Origin of the sequence: Christiangramia sp. 3-2217-3z, assembly GCF_051195275.1 — a bacterium.
GTDB classification, from domain to species: domain Bacteria; phylum Bacteroidota; class Bacteroidia; order Flavobacteriales; family Flavobacteriaceae; genus Christiangramia; species Christiangramia marina.
Genome location: NZ_JBNJLI010000001.1, coordinates 57,950 through 74,273, shown reverse-complemented (window position 1 = coordinate 74,273; position 16,324 = coordinate 57,950). Strand labels below are relative to the sequence as shown.

14 protein-coding genes are annotated in these 16,324 nt (G+C 37.9%); 4 read left to right on the top strand and 10 right to left on the bottom strand.

Going from position 1 to position 16,324, the window contains the following annotated elements:
- Window positions 1-14 precede the first annotated feature (14 nt).
- Entirely contained in the window at window positions 15-389 is a 375-nt protein-coding gene (rpsL, locus tag ACSHZO_RS00300) for a 30S ribosomal protein S12 (RefSeq protein WP_010230128.1), read from the bottom strand.
- Between the two features lie 353 nt (window positions 390-742).
- On the opposite strand from rpsL, the gene ACSHZO_RS00295 reads away from it, so the two are divergent.
- From ACSHZO_RS00295 to rlmB, 3 genes are all read left to right on the top strand, one after another.
- Window positions 743-3,997, top strand: coding sequence for a SusC/RagA family TonB-linked outer membrane protein (locus ACSHZO_RS00295; RefSeq protein ID WP_298248027.1), 3,255 nt, complete (start codon window positions 743-745; stop codon window positions 3,995-3,997).
- A gap of 10 nt (window positions 3,998-4,007) precedes the next feature.
- Window positions 4,008-5,480, top strand: a complete 1,473-nt coding sequence (locus ACSHZO_RS00290; RefSeq protein ID WP_298248026.1) for a SusD/RagB family nutrient-binding outer membrane lipoprotein — start codon at window positions 4,008-4,010, stop codon at window positions 5,478-5,480.
- 94 nt (window positions 5,481-5,574) lie between these two features.
- Entirely contained in the window at window positions 5,575-6,309 is a 735-nt protein-coding gene (gene rlmB / locus ACSHZO_RS00285; protein WP_298248025.1) for a 23S rRNA (guanosine(2251)-2'-O)-methyltransferase RlmB, read from the top strand.
- On the opposite strand, the gene ACSHZO_RS00280 is transcribed toward rlmB, so the two are convergent.
- Entirely contained in the window at window positions 6,306-7,046 is a 741-nt protein-coding gene (locus ACSHZO_RS00280; RefSeq protein WP_295178269.1) for a rhomboid family intramembrane serine protease, read from the bottom strand. The two genes, rlmB and ACSHZO_RS00280, sit on opposite strands and share 4 nt — an antisense overlap.
- A gap of 77 nt (window positions 7,047-7,123) precedes the next feature.
- Between ACSHZO_RS00280 and ACSHZO_RS00275 the strand changes: the two genes are divergently transcribed.
- The gene (locus ACSHZO_RS00275) at window positions 7,124-8,398 is read left to right on the top strand and encodes a replication-associated recombination protein A (protein ID WP_298248023.1); all 1,275 of its coding nucleotides are present in this window, start codon (window positions 7,124-7,126) and stop codon (window positions 8,396-8,398) included.
- On the opposite strand, the gene ACSHZO_RS00270 is transcribed toward ACSHZO_RS00275, so the two are convergent.
- From ACSHZO_RS00270 to ACSHZO_RS00235, 8 genes are read right to left on the bottom strand one after another with little or no spacing between them, the layout of a single operon-like run.
- On the bottom strand, window positions 8,395-9,267 hold the full coding sequence (locus ACSHZO_RS00270) for a hypothetical protein (RefSeq protein ID WP_298248022.1): 873 nt from the start codon (window positions 9,265-9,267) through the stop codon (window positions 8,395-8,397). The two genes, ACSHZO_RS00275 and ACSHZO_RS00270, sit on opposite strands and share 4 nt — an antisense overlap.
- Window positions 9,264-10,670: a DUF5723 family protein gene (locus ACSHZO_RS00265; protein ID WP_298248021.1), complete on the bottom strand. Its 1,407-nt coding sequence runs from the start codon at window positions 10,668-10,670 to the stop codon at window positions 9,264-9,266. The genes ACSHZO_RS00270 and ACSHZO_RS00265 overlap by 4 nt, the downstream gene beginning before the upstream one ends.
- Window position 10,671: 1 nt before the next feature.
- The gene (locus tag ACSHZO_RS00260) at window positions 10,672-11,223 is read right to left on the bottom strand and encodes a hypothetical protein (RefSeq protein ID WP_295178261.1); all 552 of its coding nucleotides are present in this window, start codon (window positions 11,221-11,223) and stop codon (window positions 10,672-10,674) included.
- Between the two features lie 42 nt (window positions 11,224-11,265).
- The gene (locus tag ACSHZO_RS00255; protein WP_295178259.1) at window positions 11,266-11,955 is read right to left on the bottom strand and encodes a YjjG family noncanonical pyrimidine nucleotidase; all 690 of its coding nucleotides are present in this window, start codon (window positions 11,953-11,955) and stop codon (window positions 11,266-11,268) included.
- Window positions 11,942-13,231, bottom strand: coding sequence for a polysaccharide deacetylase family protein (locus tag ACSHZO_RS00250; RefSeq protein WP_298248020.1), 1,290 nt, complete (start codon window positions 13,229-13,231; stop codon window positions 11,942-11,944). Before ACSHZO_RS00250 ends, ACSHZO_RS00255 begins: the two co-directional genes overlap by 14 nt.
- Window positions 13,232-13,242: 11 nt before the next feature.
- Window positions 13,243-13,938: a RadC family protein gene (gene radC, locus ACSHZO_RS00245; protein ID WP_298248019.1), complete on the bottom strand. Its 696-nt coding sequence runs from the start codon at window positions 13,936-13,938 to the stop codon at window positions 13,243-13,245.
- 35 nt (window positions 13,939-13,973) lie between these two features.
- Window positions 13,974-15,326: a UDP-N-acetylmuramate--L-alanine ligase gene (locus ACSHZO_RS00240; RefSeq protein ID WP_298248018.1), complete on the bottom strand. Its 1,353-nt coding sequence runs from the start codon at window positions 15,324-15,326 to the stop codon at window positions 13,974-13,976.
- Window positions 15,327-15,370: 44 nt separating this feature from the next.
- Window positions 15,371-16,306 carry a tetratricopeptide repeat protein gene (locus ACSHZO_RS00235; protein ID WP_298248017.1) on the bottom strand — a complete coding sequence of 312 codons (936 nt, stop codon included), beginning with the start codon at window positions 16,304-16,306 and terminating at the stop codon, window positions 15,371-15,373.
- Window positions 16,307-16,324 lie beyond the last annotated feature (18 nt).

Here is a 16,324-nt window from a genome sequence, read left to right as displayed (position 1 = left end):
TTAAAAGTTTTTAATTACTTCTTAGGGCGTTTTGCACCGTACTTAGATCTTCGCTGAGTTCTACCTTCAACACCGGCAGTATCTAGCGCACCACGAACAATGTGATATCTAACACCTGGTAAATCTTTTACCCTTCCACCTCTAACCAATACTATCGAGTGCTCTTGTAGATTGTGTCCTTCTCCAGGAATGTAGGCGTTAACCTCTTTCCCGTTTGTTAACCTTACCCTTGCTACTTTTCTCATAGCAGAGTTCGGTTTCTTAGGAGTAGTGGTATACACACGTGTACAAACACCTCTCCTTTGAGGGCACGAATCCAAAGCAGCCGATTTACTCTTCTTGGTTATTTTGGCTCTTCCTTTTCGTACTAATTGTGAAATTGTTGGCATAATTTCCTATACACTAATTATTAATAAAATTTAATCCCCCGATTTTTAGGGTTTGCAAAGATATAAATAAAAAAGGATTATTCAAATACGTTACTATCTATTTTTCAAACAGTTTCATCTATCAAATACTAAGGCGCATTGTACACAACATTTAATTTCGGCTATAAGGATTTAAAAAATCCTCAAACTCAACACCCAATCAATTATTGTATTTAATAAATCTTCATTTTATCAACAAATAACACCGGATTTAACAAAACCTTCTAATAAAGCACGTTTTTTGGAAACAAAAGCTTGGTTTATTAACCATTTATTATCACATTTGGCGTCGGCTAATTCAAACAAATTTTAAAATGAAAACAAAGTTTAGTAGTATTTTAACGCTATTACTGGCGTTCGTGGTGCAAATAACTTTTGCACAGGAACGTTCTATTGCGGGTACGGTGACTGACTCAGATGGTCTTCCCCTTCCTGGTGTGAACGTTCTTATTAAAGGTACAGGCACGGGTACCCAAACAGATTTCGACGGAAATTATGAAATCACAGCAACTCAGGGAGATGTTTTGGTTTTCTCTTTCGTTGGATTGAAACAAGCAGAATACACCGTTAGCACAAATGACCAAATCGATGTGGTAATGGAGAACGATTCTGCTCAACTTGATGAAGTTGTAGTAACTGCATTAGGTATTAAGAGAGAAAAGAAACAGTTAGGTTATTCTACTCAAGAAGTAGGTGGTGAAGCTGTTTCTGATGTTCCACAACAAAACTTCGTGAACTCTCTATCAGGTAAAGTTTCTGGTCTTAGTATTAAGTCTTCTGGAACACTTGGTGGATCTACGAACGTTGTAATTCGTGGTAACTCCTCTCTTACCGGGAACAACCAGGCGCTTTTTGTTGTTGATGGTACTCCTATTAGCAATAACACTCCTAACAGTAGCGGACAAGCTGCTGGTCGCGGTGGTTATGATTATGGTAACGCTGCTTCGGATATTAACCCGAATGACATTGCTTCCATCAACGTACTTAAAGGTGCTGCTGCGACTGCTCTTTACGGAGCAAGAGCTGCGAACGGTGTTGTAATTATTGAAACTAAAAAAGGTTCTAAAGGTAAAGGTATTGGTATATCTGTACAGTCTTCTATTACTGTGACGAATCCAGATATGGAAACACTTCCAGAATATCAGGATCAGTACGGTACAGGATATGGTGCTTATTACGCGTCTGATGATGGATACTTTAACCTTTATGATGTTGATGGTGATGGTAACCTGGATGAAACAACTCCTTTTACTGAAGATGCTTCTTTTGGTGCTGCATTTGATCCAAACAGACAAATTTACCAGTGGAACTCGATCTACCCTGAATTAGATACTTACCAACAAGCGTCTCCTTGGGTAGCGGGCGCTAATAATCCTAACAGTGTATGGCAAACTGGTTACACTTCTGTAAACTCTGTTGCTTTAGATGGTGGATCAGAAACTTCTTCTTTCAGATTGAGCGGAACTCACCTGAATCAACAAGGTAACCTTCCTAACTCTAACATTAAAAGAAACACACTTAAGTTTAGTGGTTCTCATGAGTTCACAGATAAGTTCAACGCTCAGGCGAACATTACTTATACTAAGACTGATGGTAAAGGACGTTACGGAACTGGATATAGTTCTTTGAACATTATGCAACAGTTCCGACAGTGGTTCCAAACTAATGTGGATCTAGAAGATCAAAGGAGAGCTTATGAAGCTACAGGACAGAACATTACCTGGAACCCGAATTCTCCTGATAATTTATCCCCAATTTACTCTGATAACCCTTACTGGACGTTCTATCAAAACTTTCAAACTGATACTCGTAATAGATATTTTGGTAACATAAACCTTAACTATGAACTGAATGATGTATTCAGCATACTAGGTAGATTTACTTTTGATACGTTCGATGAACTACAGGAAGAAAGAATCAATGTTAATTCTGCTGATATCGCAAAATACAGCCGTTACAACAACAGAGCTGCAGAATATAACTATGATTTAATTTTAAACTTCAATAAAGACATTAGTAATGATGTGAATATTGATGGTAACTTAGGTTTCAACTTAAGAAGAAATGAAAGCAACAGCATTTTTGCTTCTACAAATGGAGGATTAAATAAAGCTGGATTCTACGCACTAAGTAACAGTGCTAGCCCGCTTAACCCACCTTCAGAATATGAAGCTGTAAGAATGCTTGATGGTGTTTATGCTAGAGCAAGTGTAGGTCTATTCAACACTTACTTCCTTGAAGGTACTATTCGTAGAGACCGTTCTTCTACATTACCAAAAGAAAACAACACTTTCTACTACCCTGCGGTATCTGCTAGTATTCTGTTATCAAATCTAATTGATGCAGACTGGTTAAGTTTTGCCAAACTTAGAGGTAACTATGCAGAGGTTGGTAATGATACTAATCCTTACAACGTATTTAACACGTATACCATATATTCTGGTTTCAATGGAGCTGGTGTAGCGAGTAACAATTCAAGACTTAGAAACCCAGACTTAAAACCAGAGCGTCTTAAGTCTTATGAAGTTGGTTTGGAAACAAACTTCTTCGATAGAAGAATTGGTTTAGATGTATCTTACTATAGATCTAGAACTGAAGATCAAATTACTCCGGTTCCTGTATCTGCTTCCACTGGTTTCTCTGAAAAGCTTCTTAATGCTGGTGTGATTGAAAACAAAGGTATCGAGGTTGCATTAACCTTAAACCCAATTAGAACTGAAGACTTCAACTGGAACATCAACGTGAACTGGGCGAAAAACGAGAACGAAGTACTTGAACTTGCTGATGGGATCGAAAACCTTCAGTTAGCTAGCCTACAAGGTGGTATTTCTATTAATGCTGCTCCAGGTGAACCTTACGGTGCTATTAGAGGAACAGATTTCGTATATGATGATCAAGGTAATAAAGTGATAACTGCATCTGGTAACTATGCAAAAACTCCTAACTCTAACTATGTAATTGGTGATTTCCAACCAGATTGGATTGGTGGTGTACAGAATACATTTACTTATAAAAACATAGCTCTTGGATTTCTAATTGATGTTCAAAAAGGTGGAAGTGTTTTCTCCCTTGACCAATGGTACGGTTCTGCTACTGGTATCTATGCTAACAGTGTAGGTACTAACGAACTTGGCAATCCAATTAGAAATACTATCGAAGATGGTGGTGGGGTTCTGCTGGAAGGTGTTCAGGGAGATGTTAGTTTCAATGATGACGGGACTTACGAAGTAACTAACACTTCTCCAAATGAGACCAGAGCTAGAACAGACAATTATTTAAACCCATTTGGATATGCTCGTGCTCCTAATGCACTTCATGTTTATGACGCTGGATATGTTAAGTTGAGAGAAGCAACACTTACTTACAATTTTGGTGATAGAGTACTTGAAGCTTTACCATTTACAAGAGCCTCTGTATCATTCATTGGTCGTAACCTTTGGATTATCGACAAGAGCATTCCTTACGCAGATCCTGAAGCAGGTTTAAGTGCTGGTAACGTTCAAGGATACCAGTCTGGTGCTTACCCAACTATGAGAGAAATAGGTGCTAGTCTTAAATTTAACTTTTAATTAATATACTATGAAAAAATATATTGTTGCTTTTTCAGCTGTTGCAATGCTTTGGTCCTGCCAGAGTGATGAACAGTATGAAAATTTAAACCGGGATCCTAAAAACCCCGATGCTGTAGCTTCAGAATTCTTATTTACTGCCGCTACGGTGAGTGTTGGTGATTACACCGCCAGTCCTAACGTAAATGAACCTATCTACAGGTTTCTAGGACAGTATTTAACTACCACGACTTATACTGATGAGCCTAACTATGATTTTACGGCTCGCCAAAATCCAGATGCAGTTTGGAGCGAATATTATCGCGATGTTATCTACGATCTCCAGGATGCTAAGAGAGTTGTAAATGAAAATACTGAACTTTCCCAGAATCAAAAAGATGCACGGTTAGGCCAATTGGAAGTTATGGAGGTTTACGGCTGGCACCTGCTAGTTGATGGTTTTGGAGACATTCCATATACTCAAGCCTTACAACCTAACGAATTCCCTAATCCTGAGTATGATGATGCAGCAACTATCTATGAAGATCTAATATCAAGATTAGATAATGTCACTGCAATGCTATCTGCAGGTCAAGGCTATAGTGGATCTGATGTTGTTTACGCTGGAGATATGGCTAAATGGATGATGTTTGCTAATTCTCTTAAACTTAGAATGGGAATTAGACTTCAGGCTATAAATCCTTCTTTATCTCAAGCTACTGTTGAGTCTGCTGTGTCAGCCGGTGTTTTCACATCAAATGATGACAATGCTACGATCGATTACCAATCTAATGCACCAAACACAAACCCACTTTGGGAAGATTTGGTACAGAGCGGTAGAGCTGATTTCCTTGCTTCTGAGACAATCGTTGATTACATGAATCAATTTGAAGACCCAAGAAGAATGGTTTATTTCGATGATAATATTGCTGATGGTTACATTGGTGGTGATTATGGTGGAAGTAATAACTATGGTTCCTTTACTCACATTGGAGACGCATTCCTTGATCCAACTAGAGAAGGAATTCTCTTAGACTATGCTGAAGTTAGATTTAATCTGTCTAAAGCTGCTGAACTTGGATATAATGTTCCTGGAGATGCTGAGACTCATTACAACGCTGCAATTACAGCATCTATGGAGTACTGGGGTATTTCTGGTGATGCTACTGAAGAGTACCTGTCACAGCCTGAAGTTGCTTACGATGGTTCTGAAATGCAATTTGCAACTCAGTTCTGGATAGCAATGTTTGATAACCCTGCTGAAGGATGGTCTACATGGAGATTATATGACGATCCGGTTTTCAATATCCCAACAGATAATGAGACTTTCGTTCCACTTAGATATACTTATCCAATCGATGAGCAGAACTTAAACAATGCTAACTACATTGATGCTGCTGGTGCAATTGGTGGAGATGATGCTCAAACTCCAGTATTTTGGGATACGACTACACCAGATCAATCAACTTACCCTGGTCCAGCGACTGAGGAAGATGATGAATAAATATTGATTTAATTCAATATGAAAAGCCACCCAAATGGGTGGCTTTTTTTTATTAATCATTTCTCGAAGGATATAATTGTACTAACTTTGAAGCATGGAAGAAACTACAAGAATATTCGGAATTCGAGCTGTGATTGAAGCTATAGAAAGTGGGAAAAGTATTGAAAAGGTATTTATCCAGAAAGGCTTAGCCGGGAGCTTGTTTCAGGAATTGAACCGTCATCTAAAGGGCGGATCTTTCACCATGTCTTATGTGCCAATTGAGAAATTAAACAAACTCAGTAAGGGTAATCACCAGGGAGTCGTAGCTAATATATCGCCTATAAGTTTTGTAAGTCTTAATGATCTTGTAGAATCTGTTCAAAATAAAAGTACAATTCCACTTTACCTGCTACTGGACGGGATTACTGATGTTAGGAATTTTGGAGCCATTATTAGAACCGCAGAATGTTGTGGAGTAGATGGCATCATTATTCAGGAAAAAGGATCTGCTCCTATTAATGCTGATACGGTGAAAACTTCAGCTGGAGCCGTGTTCAAAGTACCAATATGCAAAGTAGATCATATTAAAGATGCATTATTTCATCTACAAACATATGATGTAAAGATCGTTGCAGCTACTGAAAAAACAGATGAAACCGTTTACGATATTGACCTCAAGCAACCTCTGGCCATCGTAATGGGGGATGAAGCTAAAGGAGTATCAAATTCCATTCTTAAGCTATCAGACTTTAGGGCAAAACTACCAATGCTTGGAGAGATCGCTTCTTTGAATGTATCTGTAGCTTGTGGCGCCGTGCTTTACGAAACAGTTAGACAAAGAAGTTAATTCTTGTCGTCTGACTTTTTTTCGGTATAGATGTAGTTATACTCGGTTTCCTCCTCTTCCATATTCTGAAAAGGCAGGTTATCTACAAAATTTCCCTGCTCGTCAAAATGCTGCATAAATAAATCATCAGAATCTTTAAAATCTGGAGATTCCCAATGATATTTAGGAGGTTTTGCGATTTGTTTTTTAAAAACCACAGCCAGCCCCAGTCCGCTCAATAGGCCAGCCAGGTGTCCCTCCCACGAAATTTTTGGATCTATTGGAGTTACATACCATATCAACCCACCATAAACGAATACTACTATAAGCGACAAGGCTACAAGGCGATAATTCTTAGAAAAAATTCCCTTGAAGAAAAGGAATGCAGCAAGTAAATAGATAATTCCACTAGCTCCAATGTGATTTGCAGGTCGACCTATAATCCATGTAATCAAACCTGTTGAAACGAGACCAATTAACAACACCTTCCAGCGTAAGGGTCTGTAAAAGTAAAATAAGGCGAGAGATAGAATGAATAAGGGAATTGTATTATTAAAGAGATGTTTTATATCTGAGTGAATGAAGGGTGAGAATATGATCCCCCGAAGCCCAACCGCTTCCCCCGGCCTTACACCGAAGGGCGCTAAATTTAAATTGAACCGAAGCTCTGCCCAGAAAACTATCCAGATCATCAACACGAATAACAAGGGATACCCTATTGTGCCGCTGGTAAAAACAAATGGAGAGGAAGGTTTCAAATTGTATTCAATTTTAATTAATATTACAAAAAAGCGTCCAAATAAATCAGGATGTTAACTTGTCAGACAAAACACCTATGAGTCAACCACTAGCAGAAAGATTGCGTCCTAAAACTCTTGATGATTACCTGAGTCAGCATCACTTAATTGGTAAGAATGGTGCTATGCGACAACAAATTAAACAAGGAATCATTCCATCCATGATCTTATGGGGACCTCCTGGTGTAGGCAAAACCACACTGGCGAATATTATAGCTTCGGAATCTGGCCGACCTTTCTTTACCCTAAGCGCAATTAGTAGTGGCGTAAAAGATGTACGTGAGATCATTGAAAAGGCTAAGAAAAGTGATGGTTTATTTACCACCAAAAGTCCGATTCTATTTATTGATGAAATCCATCGATTCAGTAAATCTCAACAGGATTCTCTACTTGGAGCTGTAGAGAAAGGATGGGTTACTTTAATTGGTGCTACCACAGAAAATCCAAGTTTTGAGGTTATATCTGCCCTTTTGTCCAGATGTCAGGTTTATATTCTAAAACCGTTCTCAAAAGAAGACCTGGTAGATCTCCTGAAGAGAGCAATGGAACAGGACAAGGTAATTTCGGCTAAAAATGTACAGCTAGAAGAGACTGAAGCTTTATTAAGATTAAGCGGTGGAGACGCCAGGAAACTTCTGAATATCTTTGAATTACTAGTCACTTCAGAAGAAGTAAATGTAAAGATCACTAATGAACTTGTACTTCAGAAGGTTCAGCAAAATACCGTTCTCTATGATAAAACGGGAGAACAGCATTACGATATTATTTCTGCATTTATCAAATCTATTAGAGGGAGTGATCCAAATGCTGCAGTTTACTGGCTGGCAAGAATGATTGAAGGAGGTGAAGATGTTAAATTTATTGCCCGTAGATTATTGATCCTGGCGAGCGAAGACATTGGCAACGCAAATCCAACCGCCCTGGTGATAGCTAATAATTCGTTCCAGGCGGTGAATACAATTGGATATCCGGAAGCCAGAATTATACTAAGCCAGTGCGTGACCTACCTGGCAACTTCACCTAAGAGTAATGCAGCCTACATGGCTATTAATAAAGCTCAAAGCATTGTAAAGAAAACAGGTGATCTGTCGGTTCCCTTGGCAATCAGGAATGCACCCACGAAATTAATGAAAGATATAGGTTACGGAAAAGATTATAAATATGCCCATAATCACGCAGGTAATTTTGTTGCAGCAGAATTTCTACCAGATGATATCGCTGGCACTACCCTATATGAACCCGGAAATAATCAGCGGGAAAATGCGCAACGTGAATTTCTGCGGAAGCGCTGGCAAAAAAAGTATGGATATTAATCTTTAGTTTTTAAGAATACTGACTCCTGCTTATTAGTTTTACTGTCGAAGTAGCTAATTTCTAATCCTGAATTTTTGCGATAAGATACCGTTCCACTATTCAGGAGCGCTCTATATACAAATTCGTTGGGTTTATTAGTCTTCAATAATAGCGCTATAGGTTCGGGTGCATTCAGCTGGTATAAGGCATAATTGGAATCAAAAGCTCTCAATTCAAAAACAGCATCACCGTAGATCCATTGACTATTTTCCAGAGAATCTAAATTTCCCTCAACTTCACACCCTGCTGGCAGATCATTTTTTTTGGTAGCTACTACTTCATGAGCGACATCACTTTCAGATTCTGAAATTACCTCATTTTTTGCTTCAGAAGTTATATTCCTATCCTCTATGACAGAAGAAATCTCATTTGACTTTTCAACCGTTTCTGCATTGCCTGAGCTATAGTTATACTCATATTTCAAATCTGCCAGGTCCTGAAAAGCATCTCGAAAAGATTCCTGGTAGGCAGCTTGAAATTCCTTCTTTTTACTCTTTCCCTCACGAGTTTTATAGACGGTCATTCCTTTACAGTCCTGGAGTTCTATCCGCATCTTGGTTACAAACAATCCAGAATCTTCCACTAAAACCGGACTTACGCCCAGACATGGATTTTGCTGAAGATCTTCTGGCCAGGTTTCAGTTTTCATAATAGTTTTAAAACCATTCTTTTCAAATAGGAATTTTGTAAGGGCGTTTAATTGATACTGGTTCGTTTTCCCAAGAATTTCATAGCTTTCAGGGACAATTATATATTTAAAATCATTTAGATCCTGGGAAAAAATGTTTCCACTAAAAATCATTGCTGCTAAAATCACTAATTTTTTCATAAGTCTTTAAATACGTATTGTATGCCTAATTGCAAGGATGCACTATGCGCATTGGCAAGATTGGTATAGCCAATAATATCGTTTACTGCGATATAGGCATTAAAGTTTTTAAATCTACTGGAAGCCATTACCCCAAATTTAGTTCGAGAAAATTGATCCAAACCATAAGACACTCTAAATCTAAAATAATCGTTTATTTTCCTGTCCCAGTAAGTGGTGACACCATAAGTAGGACCCTTAGGACGATTTACTCCGGAAACTATCATTCCGAATAAATTCATATAGCGAGGCTTCTTGCTAATTAAATAGTCACAGGGTAAGATTGACTTGCCTGTCCCAAATTGAATCGAAGCATTATATTTCAATGGACGCCAGGTATTATATTCGCTAAAGGTTTTTACATCTTTAAGATTCGCATCAAATTGCTCTTCTAGAACGTCCCAGTAAGGAATGGTCTCTTCGTTATCCAATTCAGGAAAAAGCGGCTCTAAACCACTTGAATCATAAGATCCAAAGTATCTGGAATTTTCAATATCTTTTTGATGAAACATAAGTCCTAGATCCCTGAAAGAAGCGTTTACAGAGAATTGATCTGTTACTCTATAATGAAATCCAACATCAACTCCCACTCCAACATTCTGACCAAAGAAGGACCTGCTAAGAAGTTCAGCAGCTGCCTGGTCAACTGTCATGTCTTCTTCATCACGAAGACTTGCATAACCAGAGGTATTTATTAAAATATTAAAATCATCAATTTCGTGATTATAGAAGTTTTCTTCCCCAGGTGTATCATAGGTTGTAAAGGTTCCTTCATTATCCACGCTTTCTACATTGAAAATTCCGGAGTACAGCTTGACGCGACCACCAACAGTGAGTTTAGAATCCATTTTGTAGTTGAAGCCTGCGTGGTATACAGTAAGCACCTCTCCTGTAAAGCTAACATCATCGAATCTAAAGGGTCGGCCTATGTAGTCTGCATTTCCTTCAAAAGCAAGTTTTGCAGGATCACTGGGGAAGTACGCAAAGATATCGGCTTCCTGATATGCCCCTGCAGAAAAATAACCTCTATTGCCCATCTTCCACCCAAAAGAAAGGATATCTATCTGCTCATTGATAGAAAAAAAATCTGTCGAAGTAAGATTCCTGATAGCCCTTTGAATTCTTGCATTGATATTACGCCCATCATCTTCAAAAATATCTTTGGCAGTAACACCTGTCGAACCTACAGAAAAATGAATTTGCGAAAACAAGGGAATTCCAAAATGTCTTGTAAAATCGATCCTGGCACCTGGATTCTGAAGTAATGCCTGTGGCAGATCATCTACATTATAAAGCAATGGTTTATTTTGCCCGGAGACAGAGCTGCAATAGAAGAATATAAGCAGTACTATTGCAATTCTCATATTAAAAAGTTAGTCTAAATAATCCTCTAGATGAAAATTTCAAATTTCCTTCGAGACTTTTAGAAGGCTCTAAAAGCTCTAATTCTACTGCTAGTTCTATAGATTTCTTAACCTGATTTATATTTGATTCCTGTACGATATGAAGCGTATCAATTACAGAGATCATTGTATCACTACCAGCCGGGATGATATAGTTCACATCAAATTCCTTCCTGTTTCGGTCATTCAAAAAATTCAGCTCACTTCTTATAGCATAAGGAAAACTATTTTCATGTCGAAACCTGAATTCAGCATAGGTTAGACCATCCTGCATATAACTGTCATCAAGATATTCAAGCCTAACTGTATCTCTAATGATAGCCGTAAACTCTCCGGTGTCAGAATCCAGAAAGTCATCTTTGTTGAGATCATAATAAATGATATCGACATCAATATCTGGCGTTATTTGAATATCCTCTGTCTGGCTAAGGTCTACATCTTTAAAACAGGAGGTGAAGAGCGCCAGTAAGAACAGGCCTGCAATTGTTTTGGAAATGTGGATTTGTCTAGACACGGGAAAGCTTTCTTAGTCTACGAAAATACCTAATCTTTGTTATTATAGATAATCCCTTAGTTGTTTTAACTTTTGGATCCGTGGATATTCAGTATTGAAATTATCTTCACTGGGATCCAGATAGATAACCTTCATGCCATATTGATGACCCCCACAAATATCTGCTTCGAAATTATCACCAATCATTACCGAAGTTTCAGGTTTACCGGTACCCTTACCAATAGCTTTTTCAAAGATCAGCGAATGCGGCTTCTTTACTCCTGCTTCTTCTGAAGTTGTCACTGTCCTGAAGTATTCCAGAATGCCAGATTTCTCCATTTTTAAATGCTGAACCTCCTCAAAACCATTGGTGATAATGTGTAAATTATACGAGGCCGACAGATATCTGAGAATATCCACTGCGCCATCCAGTAAATAATTATTATTAGGAAGGTAATTAATGTAATCCTCAGACATTTTTGAGATTAAAGTATCGCTCACCTCAAACTTTAAAGCTTCAAAACTATCTCTCAATCTACCGTACCTAAGATCCTCTTTGCTAAGCAGATTGTTTCGATAAGATTTCCAGTACTGATGGTTTATAGGCATATAGATCTTTAGAAATTCCTGAAGTTCTATCTCCAGCTTCTGATCTTCAAAAATTTCCTGAAATGCGAGTGATGAATTTTTATCAAAATCCCACAGCGTATGATCGAGATCAAAATAAACGTCCCGGATATTAGTCAATTTCATGAATTTGGTTTAATACTGAATAATAAGAATTGGAATCTGAATACTGCGAAAAATCGTGATTAGAAAACACAGATCTTAAAGTCCCTTGAACTTCCTTTGTTTCCAGTATGATCCTGCGAAGATCTTCATTTAATTTATTGCGGGTCATTTTAGCTACTACATTCGAATTGAACGCATACGGGTGAACCTTTAGAGGCGTGGTCACTTCCATATTAATGTCATAAAAAAGGTAAGAAGTGCTCGTACCCGCTCTAAAGCCAAGTTTATCCGGGTAACCCATGGAGTAATCGTTATTGATCTCTAGCTCAATCAGGTTATTGTATTGATCAGGGAGCCTGAGATTGTACTGATGATTCATCGCATGTTCGACAGAACTATGCACTATATCCTCTAATCTCAATTTCTCTTTTCGCAGAATTCTGATATCTTCCATTGCATAATAACCCATCAGTAATCCAACTTTCGAATAATCTGCTACCGATTTAATCACTGCTCTGTGGGGAATCCTATTGTGGCTTATATTTTGATCATGTCTCGAAAAATCGCTTAATTGAAACATGAACAAAGTTTCGATATTATCTTCTCTAATGATGCTAATAAGATCTTCAAAAGTATCATTGGGATCTGATTTTATTCGGATCCATACCTGCAATCTATCTATTACCTTCCCTATGTTAAACTGCACAAGGTCTGACAGCAAACCAACAAAACTTCTTAGAAAACCTTTATTCTTAAAAATGAATGTGTTTTCTGAAGTAATAATGGTACTGTTATGATAAGCTCTTTTTTTATGTTCTAACTGAGGGAAACGCTCCATCAGGATTTCCTGAAACTTATAAGCCCAGATATCCACAATTGGTTTATGCAAAAAGTTTTCCTGAAATGCAATGCTTTCAGATGCCGGGAATCTTCCAAATTCGTCTTTAACGTGTGGTAGGTATTCTTCATATCTGCTAAGCAGATAGAAAGAAGCGGCAAATATATCAAAGGGTAGATCGCTGGATTCCGCCAGGGCAAAAAATCCAATCGTGTCATCCCATGGCTGCACCTTAATTTCTATTTCTGAAAAACCCTGCTCCAGAAGCAGATCTACATTCTGAATAAAAAATTCGTTCCCCAATGCTTGTTTTCCGTAGCTTAACTTTGGTCCATCATGAGCGATAAACTCTTCGATCTTGGAGGTAAAGTTGATGGGGATCCCCAGAATGTGTGCACATAAATGCTTAAATATGTAAACAATTCGCGGTGTAACTTTTTGGGTATAAATTAGAAGCATTTAATGAAGTCTTATAGAATTCCGTCGTCGGCAAAGCTAAAATATGACTTTTCAGTAACAATGATATGATCAAGAATTTTAATATCAAGGCTTTCCGCAGCAGTTTTAAGCTTTTGGGTCAATTGCTTATCTGCTTCACTAGGACGTAAATTTCCACTTGGATGGTTATGAGTCAAAATAAGGGAAACCGCACCTATTTCTAAAGCCTTTTTCAAACTTATTCGAACATCTACCAGAGTCCCGGTAATTCCTCCTTTGCTTATCTGAAATTTCTCCAGAATCTTATTACTGTTATTAAGATACAAGATCCAGAATTCTTCATGAGGTAATTCCCCTATTATTGGCTGCATTATCTCAAAAACTGAAGAACTAGAAGATATTTTACTTAATTCCAGAGTTTCCTCCAGCCGTCTTCTTCTTCCTAATTCCAGCGCGGCGGTAATCACTACTGCCTTTGCGCTTCCAATTCCTTTAAATTGACAGAGTTGCCCAATGCTTAACTTTCCCATTTGGTTGAGATTGTTATCAGACTGCGCAAGAATTCTTTTCGACAGCTCAACAGCCGACTCGTTCTTACTACCAGAACCAATGAGAATTGCCAGTAATTCTGAATCGCTTAAGGCCAGACGTCCCTTTAATAAAAGTTTCTCCCTTGGACGATCATCTTCAGCCCATGTTTTAATACTTTTTGATGAATTTTTGCTCATACTCTAAAATATATCAATATGAGCTAATAGTAGCATTAGATAAGTTCTTTTAATGATTCCATATCCAAGCCACCATAATTACCGCTGCTCATCATTAGCAGTACAGCGTTATTAAAACCTAAATTTTTCAGATCAGCCTCAAAATTTTCAGGGCTTGTATATACTTTCAATCCTTCCTTTTGAAAAGCTTGTTCAATCTGATCTTCAGAAACATCATCTAGTTTCTTTATCGCGACCGCATCAGGAGAATAGAAAACAAGTGCTTCATCAGCCTTTTCTAAAGTATTTCTATATTCCTTCAAAAAATCTGCATTTAAGCTTGAATAAGTATGTAACTCCAGGCAAGCAATCAATTTCCTTTTTGGATACTGTTCTTTAACTGCGGCAGTAGTAGCAGCAACCTTGGATGGACTATGTGCGAAATCTTTAAAGATAACTCCATTGGAAGTTTCAGCAACTTTTTCCAGTCTTTTCGAAGCACCTTTAAAAGTGGCGATCGCTTCATAAAAATCATCCTCATCAATACCCATATGCTGGCAGATCCATTTTGATCCTGCAAGATTATTCATATTATGCTTACCAAATATCTCCAGCGGCAATTCACCTTCCGGGGCATCCAGTATCGTAGTATTATCTTCTGTATGATAATCTGGGGTATGATATGGATGTTTTCTAATTGGATTTTCCGTAGTCTCTGCAAGTTCCTTTACCGTTTGATCCTCCTCGTTATAAACCAGTATTCCGCCGTTAACGATAGAATTGATGAAGATTTTAAATTGCTCTACATAATTTTCATACGTTGGAAATACATTAATATGATCCCATGCTATCCCACTCAGCAAGGCGATATTTGGTTGATAAAGATGAAATTTTGGACGTCTATCGATTGCAGAACTTAGGTATTCATCTCCTTCAATAACAATAAAATCATTCTCCTGGGTCAAATGAACAGGATTGTCCAGACCTTCTAGAGTTGCACCCACCATATAGTCAATATCCCTATCATGATAATTCATCACATGCAGGATCATTGAGGTGATACTAGTTTTACCATGTGAGCCACCTATAACTACCCGGGTCTTATTCTTTGATTGTTCGAAAATAAATTCGGGATAACTGTATATTTTAATACCCAGCTCCTTCGCCTTCGCTAACTCTGGATTATCTTCCCGTGCGTGCATTCCTAAGATAACAGCATCGAGATTTGAAGTTATTTTCGAAGCATCCCATCCCATTTTCTGCGGAAGTATATTTTCTTTGTTAAGACGAGATCTGGAGGGTTCAAAGATAGCGTCATCACTGCCAGTAATATGATACCCTTTTCGCTGAAGTGCAATCGCAAGACTATGCATTGCACTACCACCGATGGCTATAAAATGTATATTCATGGAAAAGATTTGTACAAATATAAAAGTAATATGAGGGCTAAAAATTACATTCTCTGAATTTTCTGCTTTTCGATAAGCGCTTTATCGAAGTCAGGTGCAATCTCCAATGATTTCCTGATATAGCTCAAAGCTACGTCCTGATTTTGATTTAATCTCTCGATCTGAGCCCATCTATAGTAAGCCCATGATGGATCTTTTATGTCTTTATAACCATAGTTTTCGATATAACGTTTAATAAGACCTTGGCCATAGTCCAACTCAATCGAATAAATTGCCGAAACTTCGGCAAGTTCATAATTGAGATAATTGCGAGTAATTAACTCAGGCTTTCTTCTAGAAAGCTTAATCGCCGCTTCGTATTTTGTCTCCGCAAGCTTTTGGTAGTCCAAGAATTTATAGATGTAAGCGTCTGCTAAAAGACCATCCAATTCATTTATTCTATGAAGTTCTGATGCGTAGCTTTCTGCCATTGTTTGGCTTCCTCCTACAAATCCTGGAATCTGCATATAGAGTTCTACCAGCGCACGCCTTGACTCAGAGTGGTTTGGATCCAGCTCAGCAGCTTTTAATAAATGTTTTTTAACATCACCAATAAGCATGGCTGCCTGAAATTTTGACCCATAATAGGCTTTCATCCCCAATGCTCCGCCTAATTTGAAATTATAATTACTATCGTTTGGCTTCGCTTTTACAAGTTGCTCATACTTAGAGATCGCCATATCCCAACTTTTTCTGAAGCTATAAATATCACCTAGTAACTCAATCGCTTTAAGTTCAGAATCATGTTGAAGAAGCAATGTTTCAGCCGCTTTATCATCTCCAGAGTTTAGTAACTTTTCTGCTGTGGAAATATCAGATTGAGTGTAACCGATTGACGTCAGCAACATGAACATAAAAGGCAGAAACGTATTTTTTATTAACATAAATGAAATTTTATTAAATTTAAGATTTGTAATGACCTGAACCGCAATATTTAGCATTATTTGAGTCAAACGTTA